The organism is Clostridium estertheticum (assembly GCF_026650985.1).
GTDB classification, from domain to species: Bacteria; Bacillota; Clostridia; order Clostridiales; family Clostridiaceae; genus Clostridium_AD; species Clostridium_AD estertheticum_C.
In genome coordinates this window covers 5,018,990-5,040,309 of the sequence record NZ_CP086239.1, presented here as the reverse complement: position 1 = coordinate 5,040,309, position 21,320 = coordinate 5,018,990, and the positions used below count along the sequence as shown (strand labels likewise).

Here is a 21,320-nt window from a genome sequence, read left to right as displayed (position 1 = left end):
ACTAATTTGTAAGCCCTTGCTCGATAAGTTTCACCATAGCAACTGCAGCAGCTTCTTCATCCGCCCCACTTGCTTTTATTATAACTTCATCATCTTTAGCGGCTGCCATACACATTATAGCTACTATACTTTTTGCATTGTACTCATTACCATCTTTTACTATGAGAACTTCTGATTTAAATTTCGAAGCCTCTTTAACTACTGATAATGCTGGCCTTGCATGTATTCCAGTTTCATTTTTTACTGTCGCCTTCTTTTCTATCATAATTTAACCACCCTTAACTTTTTAATTTTATTATCATAATTTCATTGTTTTTATCTACATTTACTAAAACAAATTCTACAGATTCCACTTCTGCATTTTCAGTAATGATTAAAACACATAAACTACTCTTAGCTTTTGCTTTAATTAATTCCTAACATTTTAGAATCGCCTTTCTATAAAATAACTAGCAACTATTAATCAATCATTTAAATATTAGTTTGCTCATTGCTACATATTTTAAATACATTTATTATAATCTATTAAAGTAGCCAAATCTACAAAAACAGCTTAATAATTCTCTTTTTTTATATTCTTAAAATAAAAGACATAAACTAATAAGATGCCTTATTAGCATTTTATTTGGTTCATGCCTGATCTAATCAGCAACATACCTAATAATATAAGGATCAAAAGTTTATATGGAGATAATTAAAACCGATTTCAAGTTTTATCTCACCATTTATATATTTTAAAATATATTCTACAATTATTCAATAGTTTTTTTAAAATATTACTAAAGTTCAGAATATTAACACTTAATTTGTAATTTTTTGTTTGATAAAAAATTAACTTTTAAAACTCTTGTATACATTATAACATTACTATATATAATATTGTAAAAATATTAAGAAACTTCTCTAAATAAATACAAACACCCTAAAAAACTTTAGGATGTTTGCTTAAATTTTTAAGCCATAAACATTTTTATATCATCACTTGCGGTTCCTATTCCGGCTATTCCAAAATTCTCAACTAATACATTTACAACATTTGGAGATAAGAATGCAGGTAGTGTTGGTCCTAAGTGAATATTTTTAACACCCAAGTGTAGTAATGCTAACAATACTATTACAGCTTTTTGTTCGTACCATGCAATATTATATGTTATTGGTAATTCATTTATATCAGATAATCCAAATACTTCTTGCAGTTTCATTGCAATAACCACTAATGAATATGAATCATTACATTGCCCAGCATCTAAAACTCTAGGAATTCCACCAATATCTCCTAATTCTAATTTATTATACCTATATTTAGCACAACCTGCAGTTAAAATAACTGTGTCCGTTGGTAACTCTTTTGCAAAGTCAGTATAATATTCGCGGCCCTTCATACGTCCATCACAACCAGCCATTACGAAGAATCTCTTAATTGCTCCTGTTTTCACAGCTTCTACGACTTTATCAGCAAGTGCTATTACTTGATTATGAGCAAATCCTCCAACTATCTCTCCTCTTTCAATTTCAGTTGGTGCACTACATTTCTTTGCATGCGCGATTATTGCTGAAAAATCTTTAGCCGCTCCGAGGGTTCCATCAGCTATATGGTTCATTCCGTCGAATCCAGATGCTCCAGTAGTATACACTCTCTCTTTATAAGAATCTTTTGGAGGAGTAATACAGTTTGTTGTCATAAGTATTGGTCCATTAAAACTTTCAAATTCTGAATTTTGTTTCCACCATGCATTTCCGTAATTACCTACTAGGTGAGTGTATTTTTTGAACGCTGGGTAATAATTTGCTGGCAACATTTCACTATGAGTATATACATCTACTCCAGTGCCCTCTGTTTGTTTTAATAATTCTTCCATATCTTTCAAATCATGTCCACTAATTAATATTCCTGGGTTATTACGAACTCCGATGTTTACCTTTGTAATTTCTGGGTTACCATAAGTAGTAGTATTTGCGTTATCAAGTAATGCCATAGCATCTACACCATATTTACCACACTCAAGTGTTAATGCTACTAATTCATCAACTGTTAAAGTGTCATCAGTAGTTTGAGCTAAGCCTTTTTGCATAAACGCATATAAATCACTATTTTCATATCCTAAGTTGAATGCGTGGTCAGCATAAGCTGCTATTCCTTTGATACCATAAGTCACTAGTTCTCTTAAAGATCTAATATCTTCATTCTCTGTTTTAAGGACGGAGGCATCTATAGATTTACTCTCATATTCTGCAGGTGTTCCTGTCCATGTTGCACATTCAGGTAAGTTAGCATCTATCACTCCGCCAGCATTTACAAGTTCTGTTTTAATTGTTTCACGCAATTTTAATGCCTTAGTTATTGCTTCTACAAATCTAACTTTACTAAAATTGGCATTTGTTATAGTCATAAACAAACCAGTTACTACAAATTTGTTTACTTCTTTATTTTCTACTCCAAGTTCTCTTGCCCTTGTAGCATAAATTGATATTCCTTTTAAAATGTAAATTAACAAATCCTGCATTTTAGCTACATCATCTGTTTTACCACAAACCCCTTTTATTGTACAGCCTGTACCCTTTGAAGCTTCTTGACATTGATAACAAAACATACCCATTGTAAATTCCTCCTGTTTTTTTGGATAGACAACAATCTTATATAATCATCTTCCATATATTAAAATTTATAATTTGACTATTTAACATCAGCATAAGTAATTTAACCACCCCGCTGAACTACCTTTATTATACTTTGGGATACATTGAAAGTCGGTAACAAATGTTACGATAATAAGACTTTATATATATTATTATTCTTCTTCCATAATATTTTTGAGTACCTTCATTAATAGTAGATTAATTATATTAAAATTTATTGCATATTATGGTATAATTAATTTGTAAAACAATTAGGAGTGGATATTATGAAACATAGAAATGTTAATGATTTAATAAAATCAAGCCTTTTTCTTGCGCTTGCTATAGTATTTCAAGTAGTTGGAAAAAGCTTTCCAGGGATAAGTCAATTTTTTGTTGGTCCAGCCGTTAATGCTATCCTTATACTCACAGCTATAATTTGCGGCGGCACTTATGGCATATTAGTAGGTTCTTTGACACCATTGCTAGCCTATCTAACAGGTCAATTAGCTAGTGCTTTAGGACCTTTTATTCCCTTTATAATTATTGGTAACATATTATTTGTGCTTAGTTTTATAATTTTAAATAAACGAGGTAAGTATGGAACATATTTAGGGATTCTAATTGGATCTTTTATAAAATACATATTCCTATCTATTTCAGCATCAAAACTTATTCCTCTATTCGAACTAAATATTCCCGCTAAAATAATTAACAAGTTAGTAATTACTATGGGAATACCGCAGCTTATAACTGCACTTATTGGAGGATTTTTTGCCTTAATAATAATTAGTATTTTAAGAAAGAGAAAAGTCTTTATATAATTTTTTTTATTTTTTCTTTAATACTATCTTAAATTATCACTATATTTTTGTAAAAATTTGCTCGTAAATATGTCTTTTTTACATATTTCTTTATTCATTGACAAAAACTCACATATAGTATATAATTTATACCATGTATATAAGATTTTTAACTTTAAAGGAGGAAAAAATTATGATGTTTTCAAATTGGTTTAAAGACCGTAAAAAAGAAATACAAAGAAAAGAAAAAATAAGAACAGCGAAAAAGGTAATTTTTGGTGCCGCAGCTGGAAGTCTTAGCGGTATAATCGGAGGTTTACTTTTTTCACCTAAATCGGGTAAAGAAACTAGAAAAGATATTGCTAATTCATCAAAAGAACTTAAAGACAATATTAAAGAAAAAAGTACAGCACTTAAGGGACATATTGATAATAAAGTCACTGATGCTAAAGACAGTATAATTGATGCTAAAGCAAAAATTTCAGAATATTTAAATGAAAAAAAAGCGACAAATCAAGATAAGGATTCAAACCTAATTGATGAAACAAATGATACTGTAATTGTTGAAGATGTATCTCAAATTGTTGGACAAGCTGACGTATCTGATAAAAAAAGCAAGAAATAACCAAATTTAATAAGGAATAGTGGTGCTATTATGTATGTGGATTTTTTTAAACTAGGTCAAGGTTTATTAATTTTTCTTGGTATAATAATTATGATTATACTTATAGTAGGATTATTAAAGCTTATTAAAACTATAACAAGTGTAAATTCAATTATTAAGAGGAATGAAGATGATATTGAAGAAATATTATCAGTACTTCCGAAAACATTCAAAAATTGGTTTGAGATAACTGACAATGTAAAAGATGTTACTGAAGTAGTAGTTGAGAAAACCGCCAGTGCACTTAAGTCAACAGAATCTTTTCAAAAATATTTAGTATACATAGTAGATATTTTAACTATTGCAAAAAATATTTTTTCAAGTAAAAAGTAGGAGAATTCCTGCTTTTTTTTTAACCTTATTTTTCGGTAATATACTAACCTATATATCTATTTCCCTATAGAGTATTTTATATATAAAATGTGATATAATATATTTTATATATAAAATTATGTAAATGGAGGAATTGATATGGATATGAAATGGAGTTTAACCGAGCTTTACACATCCTTTGAGAGCAAAGAATTTAAAGATGATATGTTTTCTTTTGAAAATTCTATAGAATATATAAAAAAGTGGACACTAGAGAATTGTAAAACTTCAAATAATCCTAGAGAAAAAATTGAATTTTACATTGATTTCGAAAACAAATTTAATGATCTTGTTAATAAGTTATATAATTATGCAGAATTATCCACAAGTGTAGATACAAAAAATGAAGTTGCGAACAAGATATCAGAAAGAATAGCATTTAAACTATCGGAGCTAGCTAAACCTTCTACTATTTTTTCAAAATGGTTAAATTCGATAGAAGATTTAAAATCTATAATTGATGATTCTCCTCTTTTAAAAACCCATAGTTATTATTTGAAAAACTTATCTAAAAACACCAAGTTTTTGCTTAGTGATACTGAGGAAGAACTAATTGCTAAAATGAAAAATAGTGGCTCAGATGCCTGGTCTAGACTTCAAAACGTGTTATCCTCAAATCTAATAGTTGATATTACCATAAATGGTGAAGCTAAAAAACTTCCGCTATCTATGGTTAGAAATATGGCCTATGATAAAGATAAAAATATACGCAAAAATGCCTATGAATCAGAACTTAAAGCTTATGATAAAATAGCAGAATCCTCAGCTTCTGCCCTAAACTCCATTAAAGGTGAAGTTATTACATTAAGTTATGCTCGTGGATATGAATCAGTTCTCCAAAATACACTTGAAGATTCTAGAATGGATAAAGAAACTTTAGACGTTATGCTAAGCGTTATAATGGAAAGTCTCCCATCTTTCCAAAAATATTTTAAAAAGAAAGCCGAATTATTAGGACATTCAAGTGGTCTTCCTTTTTATGAATTATTTGCACCGGTAGGAAACGTCAATATGCACTTTACATTAGACGAGGCAAGAGTGTTCATAGTTAAAAACTTTAGAGCCTTTAGTGATAATCTCGCAAATTATGCTGACAATGCCTTTGAGCATAACTGGATTGACTCTGCTCCAAAAGAAGGTAAAGTAGGTGGTGCATTTTGTGAAAATCTACATAGCATTAAAGAAAGCAGAATATTATCTAACTTCACGGGAAGTTTTAACGACGTTTCAACTCTTGCTCATGAACTAGGTCACGGCTATCATGGTTTATGTTTATCTAAGGAATCGGCATTAAATAGTGATTATCCTATGCCTATTGCAGAGACTGCATCAATATTTTGTGAAACACTTATAAGTAATGCTGCAATTACGAATGCCTCTAAAGAAGAATCATTTGTAATACTTGAAAATGATATATCTAGTAGTGCTCAAGTTATTGTAGATATTTTAAGTCGTTACCTATTTGAAACCGAACTTTTTAAACGTCGCGAGCATAGTTCGCTCTCCGTAAATGAATTAAAAGAAATTATGATAAAAGCTCAAAAGGATGCTTACGGAACAGGTCTTGATGAAAACTTTTTACATCCATATATGTGGATTTGTAAACCTCACTATTATGATGCTTCCAGTAATTTCTACAACTTTCCTTATGCCTTTGGTTTATTGTTCTCAAAAGGTTTATATGCAAAGTATCTAAAAGCAGGAGACTCCTTTATTCGTGATTACGATGCTTTACTTTCAGCTACTGGTAAAAACAATTTAGTAGATGTGGCAAAAATAATGAATATAGATCTTCATTCCATTGATTTTTGGAGAAGTTCTCTAAAACTTATTGAGTTAGATATAGAAAAATTTATTAATATGAAATAAAAAAATATATATTACTATTAATGCATTCGCTTCGCTAAGAACTACTAATTTTATTTCCAACTAATCTGCTAAAAAACATAAACTCGCTATGCTCAAACATATGTTTTTTTTACGCATCTTAATTAAAAATAAAATAAGAAGTTCTAAAGCTTGCTTCAATGCATTATACGTAATATATACTTTTTCTTGTGTATAAAAACATTTTTTAAACAACTAATATTTCTATTATTATTCTCTGTTTTTTAACATAATAAGCCGATCTTTAATTTTTTTCTCATATCCATTTTCAGAAGGATTATAATAGCAGGCCTCAAGTAGTTCATCAGGCAAATATTGCTGCTTCACATAATTTCCTTCATAGGAATGTGGATACAAATATCCTACTCCAGCCCCCAGCTTCTTTGCCCCCTTATAGTTTTGGTCCCTTAAATAAGAAGGTATATTTCCTATATTTTTTTCTCCTATATCTTTAAGCGCATTGTTAATAGCCATGTAAGAAGCATTACTCTTTGGCGCTGATGCTACATAAATTGCAGCTTGCGAAAGTATTATTCTAGCTTCTGGCATTCCAACAAACTGAACTGCCTGCGCTGCGTTATTTGCCACAACCATAGCAATAGGATCTGCATTCCCCACATCCTCAGATGCAGCTATTACGATTCTCCTTGCAATAAATTTAGGATCTTCCCCTGCATATATCATTCTAGCAAGATAATGCACGGCAGCATCAGGATCAGAACCTCTCATACTTTTAATGAAAGCAGATATTACATCGTAATGTTCATCTCTATTCTTATCGTACTGTATATGTTTCTTTTGTAAACATTCCTCTGCAACCTCAAGGGTTATATTTATAACACCGTCAATGCCTCTATCCGTTGTTAGTACTGATAATTCAAGGGCATTAAGCGCACGTCTTGCATCCCCATTTGCCATGCTAGCAATATAATTTAAAGCATCTTCTTTCAAACAAATATTAGTATTCCCAAAGCCTGACTGTTTATCTTCAAGCGCCCTTGAAATAATACATTTAATATTATCTTCATTTAATGGTTCCAATTTAAATAACATAGACCTGGATATTAATGCATTATTAACTTCATAGTAAGGATTCTCTGTGGTCGCTCCAATTAAAATTAATGTACCCTTCTCAACAAATGGCAATAGCGCATCCTGTTGGGCTTTATTAAATCTATGAATTTCATCTATAAATAATATTGTCTTAACATTGTACATTCCTAAATTATTCTTAGCCTGAGTTACCACTTCTCTTAATTCCTTTAATCCATCTGTTACTGCATTAAGTCTAACAAAATTAGATTTTGTAGAATTTGCAATAACCTTAGCTAAACTAGTTTTGCCAGTACCTGGTGGTCCATAAAGTAATAAAGAGGTTATTTTATCAGCTTTTATAGCTCTCCATAAAAGTTTTCCCTTTCCTAAAATATGCTCTTGTCCTACGTAATCTTCTAATTTACCGGGTTTTAATCTTTCAGCAAGTGGTGCTTCTTTTAATAAGTTCTTTTCCGCTTGTAATTCAAACAAGTCCACATAATCACCTTCAATTTTTTCGTTTTGTATGCCCTATATCTTATATATCATTAACTTAAGGATTTTTGTTTTATTTTTTCTGTCATCTCGTGTATTTTAACTATTCCAACCTCTCTTAATTTTTTATTTTCATCTTCAATGCTCTTTGTTTCCTCTATACCCTGCATAATAGTATTCCAAGTTTTCTCGAGTGTTTCAATTTTTACGCTTGTTCCTCCTGCAAGTTTTGCTATATCAACACTTTGCATTCTTATATTTTCAGCATTTTTCATTAATAATTCATTAGTAGTTCTATCAAGCTCTGCAAGTGAATCCGATACTAACCTTTGCTTTTTTAGAGCAATAGCTTGAATTATTCCATTTTTAAATACAGGGATAGTTATTATAAAAGCAGAATGCACTTTTGATATCAACTTATAATTCCCCCTTTGAATCATTTTAATTTGAGGAGCAGTCTGTAGTGACACCATCTTAGCCATTTCCAAATCATATATCCTCTGTTTTAACATTTCAACAGTTTCTTTAGCATTTTGATAATTTATCACATTTATTTGTTCACCACTATTAGCTAGTAATTCAAGCTTTGGAATATCCTCGCTCTCATATTTTTGGACGACCATATTACCTGCAGTGATGTATTTTTCTAATTCTCCATAATACTCAAAGTTTTGATTATACAAGTTTTCAAGCAATAAGTTAGAACTATTTATTTCTCTCTTATATACACTAAGCTGAGTATAAATCTTGTCTATCTCTCCACCAATGGTTTTATATTTTCCCATCATTTTATCAATTGCCTGACTTGGTTTACTAAATATCTTAGCAAAAAAACCAGTTTTTTCTTCCTCAAAATCTTGTTTATCAAACTTTTTCATTATACTTGTAAGTTCCTTTATCATAACACCCGAGTTTTCAATGCTATTGGTTTTGATAGAATTTAATATTTGATCTGCAAATTTTGATATTTGAAGTGCTGGTTCATTACCAAATTCTAATACAGCATTTGCATCTTTAATATTTATTTTGGATGCAATTTGAATCACTTCTGGCGACGTTTTAAGCTGTTCACTTATACTTGTGGTCCTTTTCTCTATTAAATCATTTCCAACGCTCTCATCCTCTATTGTAAGTATTTGATCCGTTTTTTCCATAATCTCACTCCTCTTATATATTGGGACTTATTTTTATACCATCTGCTTTACTTAAAATAACTAATTTTAGATATCTACTAACTATTGAATAAATTTTTAAAAAATCCTTTTTTCTTATCCACATTTTTTTTAAAATGCAATTTAAAACTGACGCTCTCGAGTCTGTGAATATCATACTGATCAGAATTAATAAAATTTTCTATGTCATTGTATCCTGAAGGATTATAAATAACAATATCTACTCCCATAGAATCCATAAAAGCTAGCATTATACAATCTTCAAAAGATAAGTTTCCATTTTCTTCATTATTATAAATTACAATCTTCGGAACCTCTTCTGGATAATCAAATGCTTGCAAAAGTTCCAGTATAACCTTATCTAAGTTTATTAAAACTGAAAAAATATCCACTTGTAAATCCCTTAAATCTTCATGTTCAACGTTTATTATTATTGGATTAAGGCATAAATCCTTAATTTTTTCTGCCATGTTCCTCTGAAGTCCTGACCTGAGATCCTTGTATTTCCACCAAGATGAATTAATCATTTCCGTAGTATTAAATTTCGAAAAAACATTATTAGGATATATTTGATCAAACTTTCCATATTCCAAATGTACAACATCCATTATAGGTAATTCATTATAAAACTTAGTAAATTTCTGAGTTATTACCCCGTTAATTTCTTTCCAATAAGTGTCGATATTTTCATGTACACCACAAATTTTAGAGAACATATTTGGTATAATCACAGTTGACCCTTTAACATTAAACCCTTCCCTTATGTTTGCTTTTTCCTTGATCCATATATATATTTCCTCATAGGTAGTATTAAGGGTTACTGCCTCCACATTATAATCTGCAAACTGCCAAGGCCTGTAAAACCCAGAATCATCTGTATATAAGGTCTTATCAAGCTCTTGCCTCGCACTAAATGCAGTGGTCTTAATTCTATCCTCACTATTACTTGGGAAAGGCTTTATTTCCGCTTTAAAATTATAAACAATCTCCCTAGAAAAAGAATTAAATTTATCAATTTCCTTAAATGTCCCAGAATTTTCGGGATTAAAATATAAAATATCACAACCGAGTGTTGATAATAATACCAAATAAAATACCTCTGCTTTTGAAATATCACCATAAAAAATTATTTTAGGATTAAGACTAGTATAATCAAAATTTTCGAATAATTCTTTAGAATAAGTATTTAACCAATGCATATTATAATTTACAATTAATTTAATATCGTCATTATGAATTGCTTCATTACTCTTAATATAATATTCTATAAGACCCTTCAAATTATTCTTAATTTGCGCAAGCATTACTTTATTCGCAATCTCCGGGAAAAATCCATTATCACTTACTAAATTTATAATTAAAGAAACATCTATAACTTCCGCCGAAAATACCTTTATCCAGATATCATTTAATACATTTTGTAATCTTATACTAATGTCCTTGTCCAAGCCCTCACTAAATCTAATGTAAGATTGACCAACCTTACTTAATTCTTTATCTAACCTATATAAGTTCTCATAATACTCTTTCTCACCATTTTTTATACCAATAAACCTATAAAAGTAATTAGGTACAGTAACAACATTAGAATTATATTTAAACCCATCCCTTTTATATATTTCTGTTTTTAAACTACTTATTATATCTTCATTAATTTCCAAATTTACGCTATTAATTTCTAAGTTATTCAAACTATTCTTTTCCATATTCACCTAACCTTTTCAATATGTATTCCCTTGTAAATATAGTTTATTCATCAATAATAATTATACCATATTAAGCTCATAATTTTTCAATCAAATATATTTAACAAAAGAGATACTAAAATTTAATTTAGTATCTCTTTTATATAATACAAATTGGAACATAATAATTAATAATTGTTGTATTTTCCTAACACACTTGCTACGAAATTTTATTATAATAGATTTATTGTAAGTATTATATTTCTCAGTAGTGACTTGCATATGAGATGTAGAAACTATTGAAATTTGATTTTAAAATTCTTGTTTTACGAATGTAAAATTCTCGTAAGCTTGCCAGGACGGCAAGCTAGCGAACCTGAGGCAGGACGCCGAATGTGAGCGCTAAAGAATTTCACATAAGCAAAACATTAGAATTTCTAATCAAATTTCTAGTTTCAAATTCATATGCAATACACTTAAGAGAATTTTGATACCCCTTTATCACTATTTATAACCGCGGCAATATTTTTTCTAATCTACTTATTAATATACTAGATAAAATTCCAATAAAGTATCCTGTAACAATCGCTGCAATTAATAATACTGGTAAATACACATATATCATTAAATTATTTATTATAAATCCTGCTACTAGTAACTGACCTATATTATGAAATACAGCCCCACAAACACTAATTGTAGGTATACTTATGTGTTTTTTTAGATACTTATAAAGTAGTATCATTACTATATTGCTAAGGATACCTCCAGCAAGACTAAACATAAATGCTGGCATACCTCCACCGAATATAGAGCCCAGTAATGTTCTTAAAAACATTATTAGAAATGCCTCTCTCCATCCAAGTAAAATCAATGCAACTAATGATATAGAATTAGCGAGGCCTAATTTTATACCTGGAAATAACACCGGTATCTGAGCCTCTATTAAATAAATAACTAAAGCTATTGCCACTAATGTACTAAGCAAAACCATTCTTTTAGTCTTTGTCATATTTACACCTACATCTTTTTAATTTTAAAACGTCCCACCATCTATGCCATCATTTTTTTCTGCTTGAATATTAATCGTAAGTTTATAAGGTAAACATACAATTATCGCACCCGGTTCTGAAATCCAACCACTTTTTACGCATTCCTTGTGAGGGCAATCAGCATCTTTTACACTAATACTATTATGTTTAACTGCTATAACATTATAATGACCATTATCCGTTTTTAAAGTGAATTCTTGTGGCTCCACTACCTTATTTAAATCAATAGTTTTAATTATCGTGCCTGCACGCTTAATAACTGCAATATTTTCTGAACCTTTAATTGAGTTTTTGTATATTAAAGTAGCACCTGTTGTTATTAACACAATAATCAAAAGTATTATTCCAACTATCTTATCGCCCTTTTTCATAAGTAAACTCCTTACTTGTTAATTTAAAATTGTCTTTAAGTCCTGGAGTAACATATACTTTTTTATCCTTTGTTACAAAAATAGCCTCTATACCTTTAATAGACTCTACCAATTTAAGACCTTTATCGAGCCCCATGATATAAGTACTTGTAGACAGCGCATCTCCATCCACTGACTTATCTGATACTATAGTTGTACTTATAAGACTTTGTTCAGCTGGATATCCAGTCTTTGGATCAAATATGTGATGATACCTTACGCCATCCTTTATAAAAAATCTTTCATAGTTACCTGATGTAACTATTGATTTATCAGTAACACTAATCGTTCCCAAGTATTCACCACGTGTACTTAATGGATTTTGTATCCCCACATTCCAATCTTTCCCATTAGGATTCTTTCCTATAGCATAAACATTACCACCTAAATTTATAATAGCACTACTAATTTTATTATTTAATAAAACCTTTTTAACCTCATCAGCAGTATATCCCTTTGCTATAGCACCAAGATCTATAGCTTGATTTGTTCGTTTTAACTTAACTGTTGAATTTTTCTTATCTAAAACAATATCTTTATAATTAACTAACTTTAATTTATCATCAATTTCAGTTTTTGAAGGTAGTCTCTCCTTATCTGTTCCTATACCCCAAAGTCCTACAATTGGCTCTATTGTTGCATCAAGGGCACCACCAGTTAATTTACTGTATTGAACTGATTTTTCTATTACCGAATATGTGTCTGCACTAAGTTTTTGTCCTGAAATTCCAGCTTTCGCGTTTAATTTAGAAATTTCAGAAGTTTTAACGTTAACAGACATTTTACTTTCTATATTACTTATTCTTTTTAAAACCAATGCTGTTGCTGTTTCCGCATTTTTACCATATATCTTAAAGTTCATAATTGTACCCATCATATATGTTTCTTTTTCAACCGGTTCATCATTTGTTGCGCAAGATATTAAGAATGTTGGAATAATTAATAATAGAAGTATACAACTAATTTTATGTAATTTTTTTATGTTAACTCACCGCCTCAAACTTGTCTTTAAATATATTATACCATAAACATAATTCAAATAAACTCCCCCCTTTAACTTGTAATATATGGATTTAAGACTAAGTATTATATTGAATATTTCTTTACTATTCTAATATCCTTATACTGTTTAATCCTTTTAATGCCATAAGATGTTATAAATTGCATATATAAAAAACATGTGTTATACTAATAAAAAATTTACAGAATTTAAGTACTTTTGAAGTATCATTTTTTTATATATATAATGTACTAATTTATGGGAGGTACTTATGGAAGATACCCTTAAGAATAATTTAAGAAAAAATATGCTTAATATAAGAAAAAATATGCCTAATAATAATGTATCCCCTTTTAGTTTAAAAATTATGGACAAAATTATGGAACTACCGCAATTTATAAATTGTAAAAACATAATGTTGTACATAAGTTTTAATAATGAGGTAGATACATACAAGCTGGCTACATGGTGCCTTAACAATGGTAAAACGGTGATTGCACCATATTGCATAAAATCCAGCCATAAAATAGTACCTTTTATAATAAATAACCTTACAACCGATCTTGCTAAATCTACCTTTGGTGTTATGGAGCCAAAATATGATATATTAATGAAGGCAAATATTGAAAATATAGATTTAATAATAGTTCCTGGTGTGTTATTTGACGAAGATTGCAATAGAATTGGTTTCGGTGCTGGTTATTATGATAGATTTCTATCTATGAAATCAAAGAACACGATTACTATTGGTATAGCTTATGACTATCAAATAATTGATAAAGTTCCAACTGATGAGTATGATGTGCCACTCAATTTCATAATAACTGAAAAAAGAATAATATCTTTAAAATAGAAAATTACAAACATTCTTGTAACATAATTACTATATTTTATTATACTGATGTTGGAGGTGATCCCTTTGGAAAAAAAAATAGCTGCTTTTTTTGATATTGATGGCACCCTTTATAGGGAAAGTTTAATGACAGAGGTATTCAAAAAATTAATTAAAAGCGAACTAATAGAAAATGATAAATGGTACAAAGAAGTAAAACCCTATTATGTTAAATGGGATAAACGAATAGGAAATTATGATAATTACCTACTTAAAATGGCTGATATTTATACCGAGGCTATAATTGGACTTCATAGGTCTCAAATTGAGTTTATCGCTAGTCAAATTATAAAACAAAAAGGAGACAGGGTTTATACCTATACTCGTGATAGAATTAAGTGGCATAAGAGTCAAGGCCATATAATTATCACCATATCAGGTAGTCCCATCGAGCTTGTACGTGAAATGTCTATAAAATATGGATTTGATGATTACGTGGGAACAAAATATGAATTGAACGAACATAATATTTATACTGGTGGCATTGTTCCTATGTGGGACAGCGTTAGTAAAAAAGCTTCAATAGAATACTTTGTGGATAAATATAATATTGATTTGAATAAAAGTTATGCTTACGGAGATACTTCAGGAGATTTCACCATGTTAAAATTAATTCGTCACCCTGTAGCTGTAAACCCTACCAAAGAGCTTCTAATAAATATTCTAGACAATAAGGAGTTAAAAGAGAAGATTAATATAATGGTAGAAAGAAAAGATGTGGTTTATAGGCTACTTCCAGAACATATCCACATATAACTTTTTCTTTGTTTTCGATAAAATATACTTTATTTCACCAAAATACTACTATATAATATTATATAGTAGTATTTTATTTTTTGGAATTATCAAACTATATTTTATTTTAAAAGGAGTTATATTATGTTAAAAGATTTATTTATTAATTCGACAATACTAATCTCTTTTATTTTTATAATTAGCCAAATGTTTAAAAATGAAATTTTAAACTTATCAATATCATATAAATACAAATTTTTATTTGGACTAACTCAAGGAATCCTAGGTATTATATTAATGTTATTTACCATCCACATTAACCCTAAAGTTATTATGGATCTTCGGCATATTCCAATACTACTCGCAGCTCTTTATGGCGGTGGATTTGCCTCAATTATTGCCGGAATCACAATTGCTCTATTTAGGATTAACTACTTTGGTGTTAGCACCCCTGCCATAATCGCTTCTGTTAATATGTTTAATATTGCCATTGCTTGTGCTATTATATCAAGGATGAATTTAAAAGGATTTAGAAAATGGATGTATATGAACATTATAAGCTCCTTATTTATTACTTCTACATTCTTATTAATTATTAAAAATTCAATAATACTTCGCAATACTCTTATTTATTTTTGGATAGCTTCTATAATTATTGGAACTTTAGCATATTATATTTCAAACTACATGAATATTTCAATCAAATTACTTGATAGATTAGAACATGAGTCAACTATAGATTTTCTTACTGGTTTAAATAACGTTAGACAATATGATAATGCCCTAAATGAATCTTTTTTAAATGTTAGAAATAAAGACGAACACTTATCTATTCTTATAATAGACATAGATTTTTTTAAAAAAATAAATGACACTTATGGTCATTTGGCTGGCGATGCCGTATTAAAACAATTAGGGATTGTATTATCTATCTCTTCTAGAAGTTTTGATGTTGTGTCTAGAATAGGAGGCGAAGAATTTTCTGTTATATTACCTGATTGTCCAACCAATCAATCCATGGAAGTTGCAGAGCGCCTAAGATCAGCCGTTGAACTCAATGAATTTATTCTCCCAGATGAAACTAAAATTAATATACGTGTTTCCATAGGCTCTGCCACCTACCCCGATAACGTAAACAATTTAGAAAACCTAGTTCATGAGGCTGATACTGCATTATACGCTGCTAAACATTCTGGAAGAAACAAAGTATGTCATCCAGAATAACTTTGCAATGAAAGTTCACTAATACGTTGCTAAACAATTAATAATTTTTAAGAGAAGCTAAATGACTTCTCTTAATTCATAAGTTATTTTCTCATCATAAATACTTCCTTATAATTTATATCCTTGTATACTCTTTCCAATTCATTAATAAGTTTTGTGTCTTTATAGTCGTACACAGATATAGCAGTGTCTGTACCCCTTTCATACAAACATAACTGATTTTTAGATACTTGAATTGAATATATATATTTACCCATGTCATCTCTTAAACGAATACTGTAATCACCATCGTTTGCTTTTTGAGTACTTTGTGTACAACTTAGAGTCTTAATATACTTCACTATACTTTCCATATCTTGTTTTTTTGTAACTGTTTTTATTCTACCTAATTCTTTATTTTCACTTCTTATAGTGTAATTTGAAAATTCAATGCTTTTAGCTGAGGTTATTGGAATATTCCCAAATGGCGTTACCATTTGTTTACTCTCTTGTTTTGCACATGCAGTAAGTAATAAAATTAACCAAGCGCTAATTACAATAATTGTATACCTCTTTTTCAAAACAGCATCCACCTCCATTTTGTATTTTTGAGTAACCTTACTTAATCCTTTTTTCCCTCTTTAACCTGCACATAAAAAGCTAATACTGCCGCTACGAGTATAACAAGGCATACTACGTCATAAAGAATAGAAAACATTGAAGATTTAGGTCTATTATTAAAAATAAGCATAAAATTAAGGCATAAACTTAGAATCAGAGCTAAGTTTATAGTAGATTTCTTTTTAACCATAAGTTACACCTCCATATATATTAGTTAAATTATATCATTATATGGAATCTTCTGTATTATTTTAAAAAATGGAATAAATAATTTAAGTCTCATTTCAAAATTTAAAGTAGTATATTATAGATATACAGATACTTCAAATCAACTTAGGGCATATAACAATTATTAATTGTTATATGCCCCTAAGAATATTTTTGATACCTGTTTAAAATCGTATTTATATCAAAATGTAATTTCTCCGAAGAACTTGCAATACAAGACGCCGAAGCTATTAAAATTTGCTTTAGTAATTCTTCTTTTGCGAATGTAAAATCCTCATAATCTTTTCAGCGATACAACCACTGACTGAGAATTTAGCATGTAATTTCTCCAAAAGACTTGCACTATGAAATGTAGAAGCTATTGAAATTCAATTTAGAAATTCTTTTTTTACGAATATAAACTTCTCGTAAGACTGCCAGGACGGCAGTCTAATGAACCCGAGGCAGGACGCCGAGTGTGAATGCTAGAGAATTTTATATGAGTAAAAAATTAGAATTTCTTAATGAATTTCCTAGTTTCAAATTCATATGCAAGTCCGTAGGCGAAATTACATACTTCATAACCTATATTTCTTTTAATAAATTCGCCATTTCTATTGCAGTTACTGCAGCATCATAACCTTTGTTACCTGCCTTAGTTCCAGCTCTTTCAATAGCCTGCTCAATATTTTCAGTAGTAAGTACACCAAAAATAACTGGAACTCCTGTCTCAAGTGTTACGCTTGCAATTCCCTTAGTAACCTCACCAGATACATATTCATAATGAGATGTTGCTCCCCTTATTACTGCTCCTAAACATATTACAGCATCATACTTACCAGACTTAGCCATTTTTTTTGCAACTAACGGAATTTCAAAAGCACCAGGAACCCATGCAATTTCAACTTCTTCTTCCTCTACGCCATGACGTTTTAAACCATCTAATGCTCCAGATAATAATTTTCCACCTATGAATTCATTAAATCTTGCTACGATAATTCCGAATTTCAAACCTTGTGCTACTAATTTACCTTCATATACTTTCATTTTTATTCCTCCGATTAATTTATTATTATTATTATTTTATATATTATGTTTTAACTTATTTCTTATTTTAATATTATATTTATTTAACTCCTAATATAAATGGCCCATTTTTTCTTTTTTAGTCCTTAAATAAAATTCATCTTTTTCATTATGATTCATAACAATAGGTACTCTTTCAACTATATCAATACCATACCCTGAAATACCTGTTATTTTCGTAGGATTATTAGTCATAAGTCTTATCTTTGTAGCACCTAATAGTTCTAATATTTGAGCACCGATACCATAATCTCTCATATCAACTGGGAATCCTAAAGCTAAATTCGCCTCTAGTGTATCCATTCCTTTATCTTGAAGGTTATATGCCCTTAACTTATTTATTAATCCTATTCCACGTCCTTCTTGCCTCATGTAAAGCATGATTCCATTATCCTCTTTTGATATAGCTTTCATAGCTGCATCATATTGTTCCCCACAATCACATCTCATAGATCCTAATGCATCTCCAGTAAGACATTCTGAATGTACCCTAACAAGTACTGATTCACTGCTTTTTACGTCACCTTTAACTAATGCTACATGATGTTCTCCATTTATCTTATTTACAAATCCATAAATAGTAAATTGTCCATATCTAGTTGGCATTTCTGCCTGCGTAACCATTTCTACAAGGCATTCAGTTTTTCTTCTATAAGCGATTAAATCTACTATAGTAATTATTTTTAAATCATGTATTTTTACATACTCCATAAGTTCTGGAACCCTAGCCATTGATCCATCTTCATTCATAATTTCGCAAATTACACCTGCAGGATATAATCCAGCCATTCTTGCTAAATCTACTGCTGCTTCTGTATGTCCACCTCTCTCTAGTACTCCACCCTTTTTAGCTGCTAGTGGGAATACATGACCAGGACTATTAAAATCTTTTGCTGTAGAATCGGGGGCTATTACCTTTAATATAGTAGTTGCTCTTTCTGCTGCTGATATACCAGTAGTTGCAGTTGCAATATCAATTGACACAGAAAAAGCTGTTCCATGTACGTCTGTATTGTTTGTAACCATTGGATTTATATTAAGTTTATCTAATCTTTCTTTAACTATAGGCATACATATAAGTCCACGTGCATATTTTGCCATAAAGTTTATATTTGCCTGAGTAGCTTTCTCGGCAGCTATTATTATATCTCCTTCATTCTCTCTGTCCTCATCATCTACGACAACAACCATTTTCCCATTTTTAATATCCTCTAAAGCCTCTTCAATAGTACTAAATTTATACATTTCTCCACCCCTTATTCATCATTTTCAATGCTGTTATCATTTTCAATGCTGTTATCATTTTCAATTCTGTAATACTAACTATCTCTATCCTTATAAAACTTTAAACAAATCCATTTTTCTCAAGGAAATCCATACCAATAGATTTCTTTTCTTTTGGCGTTTCTCTATATTGTAATAATTTTTCAACATATTTTGCCATCATATCACTTTCTAGATTAACCACTTCCCCTATCTTCTTAGTTACTAAAGTAGTTTCACCCTTTGTATGAGGTATAATTGATACTTTAAAAATATTATCATCTACATATGCTGCAGTTAAGCTAATACCGTCAATTGCAATTGAACCTTTATGTACAATATATTTTAATATATCACTAGAAGTTTCCACAGACACCCATGTTGCATTTTCCTCAATTGATAAATCTACAACGGTTCCCAGTCCATCAATATGACCACTTACTATATGACCTCCTAGTCTATCACTAGCCCTAAGTGCCCTTTCTAAATTAACACGTGACCCTTGTTTTAGTCCTCCTAAATTACTGCATCTCATGGTCTCTGCCATTACATCTACACTAAAGCTATTTTGGCTAAAGCCCGTAACTGTAAGACATACTCCATTGGTACAAACACTGTCGCCAATCTTCATACCACTCATAATTTCCTTAGCATCTACAGTAATTCTTGCAGACTTAGCACCCTTAGCTATAGATTTTATCTTACCAATTTCCTCAATTAAACCTGTAAACATCTAATCACCTCCTCTGTAGATATTAATTAATGATTTATTTTTTTACATAAGCTTCTATCATTATGTCTTCATCAAATCTAGATACCTGAATATCTCGCAGTAAAATAGAATCTTTTACAAAATCGATTCCCTTTCCACCTACTGTAGTTTTGCCTGAAGTTCCTCCAAATATTTTAGGGGAAATAAAAGTAATAACTTTATCAACAATACCCTCATCTAATGCAGAATAATTTAATGTACTACCACCCTCAAGTAGAATACTATCTATCCCCATCTCACCAAGTACTTTCATCAAATAGTTTAAATTCACCCATTTATTTTCACTAGGAGTTACGATAACTTCAGCTCCCTTTTGTTTAATAGCGCAGGTTTTAGTATCACTTGCAAACTTTGTTGTAACAATAATAGTTTTTGTTTTTTCATCACATTTTAATACCTTCGAATCTAATGGTATTTTTGCTGTGCTATCTATAATTATTCTTACTGGGTTTGTGCTTATTTTACCTTCTCTTCTTGTGGTAAGCTCTGGATTGTCACTTAAAACAGTCCCAATTCCCACCATAATTCCACTTACTCTATTCCTTAATTCATGCACATATTCTCTAGATTTTTCATTACTTATCCACTTTGAATCCCCAGTCGTTGTTGCTATCTTACCATCTAATGTCATTGCAGTTTTCATAATACAAAATGGTTTTTTTGTTGTTATATATTTTATAAATATTTCATTTGTTTTTCTTATTTCGTTCTCCATTATACCTGTAGTAACCTCTATACCCGCTCTTCTAAGGATTTCTACTCCTTTGCCTGCGACTAGTGGATTAGGATCTATCATCCCGACTATAACTTTAGCTATTTTATTTTTAACAATAGCCTCTGCGCAAGGTGGTGTTTTACCATAGTGTGCACAAGGTTCTAGTGTTACATACATTGTTGCACCTTCTACATTTTCTTTTGCATTTTTAAAAGCGTTGACTTCAGCATGTGGCCCGCCAAAATGTTCATGGTATCCTTCTCCAATTATTCTATTATCTTTTACAATAACTGCACCAACTAGTGGATTAGGATTTACAAAACCTACTGCTTTCTTAGATAACTCAAGTGCTCTGCTCATATAATAACTATCCAAATTATCACCTTCCTAATTCTATAATTATGACATCTCTCTTCATAAATATTTCTTTTCTTAGTATATATAACTTTAGTCAAATCATCTCCTACTGAGCTGCAAACATATAAAATAATAAGAGCCCTGAAAACAATGTTTTCAGGGCTTAATAAGCTAATTATATATCAAGTTAAACATCACACAGTAGCTGTTTAACAACTACTGGATCTACTTACTAAATATATTAGAATTAAAATACAAAAGTGTTTTTATAACTATCT

At 30.1% G+C, this 21,320-nt stretch carries 21 protein-coding genes; 7 read left to right on the top strand and 14 right to left on the bottom strand.

The annotated features are described in order from the left end of the window. Position 1 precedes the first annotated feature (1 nt). Positions 2–265, bottom strand: coding sequence for an HPr family phosphocarrier protein (locus LL038_RS24015; RefSeq protein WP_216122897.1), 264 nt, complete (start codon positions 263–265; stop codon positions 2–4). A gap of 688 nt (positions 266–953) precedes the next feature. Beyond that, positions 954–2,597, bottom strand: coding sequence for a hydroxylamine reductase (gene hcp / locus LL038_RS24010; RefSeq protein WP_216122896.1), 1,644 nt, complete (start codon positions 2,595–2,597; stop codon positions 954–956). Between the two features lie 306 nt (positions 2,598–2,903). Between hcp and LL038_RS24005 the strand changes: the two genes are divergently transcribed. The 4 genes from LL038_RS24005 to LL038_RS23990 all read left to right on the top strand — a co-directional run bounded on the left by LL038_RS24005 (position 2,904) and on the right by LL038_RS23990 (position 6,324). Next, on the top strand, positions 2,904–3,440 hold the full coding sequence (locus tag LL038_RS24005; protein ID WP_216122895.1) for an ECF transporter S component: 537 nt from the start codon (positions 2,904–2,906) through the stop codon (positions 3,438–3,440). Positions 3,441–3,612: 172 nt separating this feature from the next. Next, the gene (locus LL038_RS24000) at positions 3,613–4,044 is read left to right on the top strand and encodes a YtxH domain-containing protein (protein WP_216122894.1); all 432 of its coding nucleotides are present in this window, start codon (positions 3,613–3,615) and stop codon (positions 4,042–4,044) included. 36 nt (positions 4,045–4,080) lie between these two features. After that, positions 4,081–4,416 carry a hypothetical protein gene (locus LL038_RS23995; RefSeq protein WP_268055953.1) on the top strand — a complete coding sequence of 112 codons (336 nt, stop codon included), beginning with the start codon at positions 4,081–4,083 and terminating at the stop codon, positions 4,414–4,416. A gap of 138 nt (positions 4,417–4,554) precedes the next feature. Further along, positions 4,555–6,324 carry a M3 family oligoendopeptidase gene (locus LL038_RS23990; RefSeq protein WP_216122892.1) on the top strand — a complete coding sequence of 590 codons (1,770 nt, stop codon included), beginning with the start codon at positions 4,555–4,557 and terminating at the stop codon, positions 6,322–6,324. A 228-nt stretch (positions 6,325–6,552) separates the two neighbouring features. On the opposite strand, the gene LL038_RS23985 is transcribed toward LL038_RS23990, so the two are convergent. The 6 genes from LL038_RS23985 to LL038_RS23960 all read right to left on the bottom strand — a co-directional run bounded on the left by LL038_RS23985 (position 6,553) and on the right by LL038_RS23960 (position 13,053). Beyond that, the gene (locus LL038_RS23985) at positions 6,553–7,875 is read right to left on the bottom strand and encodes a replication-associated recombination protein A (RefSeq protein WP_216122891.1); all 1,323 of its coding nucleotides are present in this window, start codon (positions 7,873–7,875) and stop codon (positions 6,553–6,555) included. A 50-nt stretch (positions 7,876–7,925) separates the two neighbouring features. Next, a complete protein-coding gene (locus LL038_RS23980) occupies positions 7,926–9,026 on the bottom strand; it encodes a toxic anion resistance protein (protein ID WP_216122890.1) in 1,101 nt (366 codons plus the stop codon). A 77-nt stretch (positions 9,027–9,103) separates the two neighbouring features. Then, positions 9,104–10,750, bottom strand: coding sequence for a YceG family protein (locus LL038_RS23975; RefSeq protein ID WP_216122889.1), 1,647 nt, complete (start codon positions 10,748–10,750; stop codon positions 9,104–9,106). A gap of 487 nt (positions 10,751–11,237) precedes the next feature. Further along, complete coding sequence (locus LL038_RS23970; RefSeq protein WP_216122888.1) at positions 11,238–11,741, bottom strand: Gx transporter family protein; 504 nt, start codon at positions 11,739–11,741, stop codon at positions 11,238–11,240. A 24-nt stretch (positions 11,742–11,765) separates the two neighbouring features. Continuing rightward, on the bottom strand, positions 11,766–12,152 hold the full coding sequence (locus LL038_RS23965) for a NusG domain II-containing protein (protein WP_216122887.1): 387 nt from the start codon (positions 12,150–12,152) through the stop codon (positions 11,766–11,768). After that, the gene (locus LL038_RS23960; protein ID WP_253199917.1) at positions 12,136–13,053 is read right to left on the bottom strand and encodes an FAD:protein FMN transferase; all 918 of its coding nucleotides are present in this window, start codon (positions 13,051–13,053) and stop codon (positions 12,136–12,138) included. The genes LL038_RS23965 and LL038_RS23960 overlap by 17 nt, the downstream gene beginning before the upstream one ends. Before the next feature lie 409 nt (positions 13,054–13,462). On the opposite strand from LL038_RS23960, the gene LL038_RS23955 reads away from it, so the two are divergent. The 3 genes from LL038_RS23955 to LL038_RS23945 all read left to right on the top strand — a co-directional run bounded on the left by LL038_RS23955 (position 13,463) and on the right by LL038_RS23945 (position 16,042). Next, entirely contained in the window at positions 13,463–14,044 is a 582-nt protein-coding gene (locus LL038_RS23955) for a 5-formyltetrahydrofolate cyclo-ligase (RefSeq protein ID WP_216122886.1), read from the top strand. A 48-nt stretch (positions 14,045–14,092) separates the two neighbouring features. Continuing rightward, a complete protein-coding gene (locus tag LL038_RS23950; protein WP_216122885.1) occupies positions 14,093–14,839 on the top strand; it encodes an HAD-IB family hydrolase in 747 nt (248 codons plus the stop codon). Positions 14,840–14,962: 123 nt separating this feature from the next. Next, positions 14,963–16,042 (top strand): GGDEF domain-containing protein, encoded by a 1,080-nt coding sequence (locus tag LL038_RS23945; RefSeq protein ID WP_216122884.1) that lies wholly within the window; start codon positions 14,963–14,965, stop codon positions 16,040–16,042. A gap of 83 nt (positions 16,043–16,125) precedes the next feature. Here LL038_RS23945 and LL038_RS23940 read toward each other — a convergent pair whose 3' ends face one another. From LL038_RS23940 to ribD, 6 genes are all read right to left on the bottom strand, one after another. Beyond that, positions 16,126–16,602: a hypothetical protein gene (locus tag LL038_RS23940; protein WP_216122883.1), complete on the bottom strand. Its 477-nt coding sequence runs from the start codon at positions 16,600–16,602 to the stop codon at positions 16,126–16,128. A gap of 41 nt (positions 16,603–16,643) precedes the next feature. After that, a complete protein-coding gene (locus LL038_RS23935; RefSeq protein ID WP_216122882.1) occupies positions 16,644–16,832 on the bottom strand; it encodes a hypothetical protein in 189 nt (62 codons plus the stop codon). Between the two features lie 602 nt (positions 16,833–17,434). Then, the gene (gene ribE, locus LL038_RS23930; RefSeq protein ID WP_216109154.1) at positions 17,435–17,896 is read right to left on the bottom strand and encodes a 6,7-dimethyl-8-ribityllumazine synthase; all 462 of its coding nucleotides are present in this window, start codon (positions 17,894–17,896) and stop codon (positions 17,435–17,437) included. Positions 17,897–17,986: 90 nt separating this feature from the next. Further along, positions 17,987–19,180 (bottom strand): bifunctional 3,4-dihydroxy-2-butanone-4-phosphate synthase/GTP cyclohydrolase II, encoded by a 1,194-nt coding sequence (locus LL038_RS23925; RefSeq protein WP_216122881.1) that lies wholly within the window; start codon positions 19,178–19,180, stop codon positions 17,987–17,989. Positions 19,181–19,280: 100 nt separating this feature from the next. Then, positions 19,281–19,931 (bottom strand): riboflavin synthase, encoded by a 651-nt coding sequence (locus tag LL038_RS23920; protein ID WP_216122880.1) that lies wholly within the window; start codon positions 19,929–19,931, stop codon positions 19,281–19,283. Positions 19,932–19,965: 34 nt separating this feature from the next. Further along, positions 19,966–21,060 carry a bifunctional diaminohydroxyphosphoribosylaminopyrimidine deaminase/5-amino-6-(5-phosphoribosylamino)uracil reductase RibD gene (ribD, locus tag LL038_RS23915; protein ID WP_216122879.1) on the bottom strand — a complete coding sequence of 365 codons (1,095 nt, stop codon included), beginning with the start codon at positions 21,058–21,060 and terminating at the stop codon, positions 19,966–19,968. Positions 21,061–21,320: the final 260 nt, after the last annotated feature.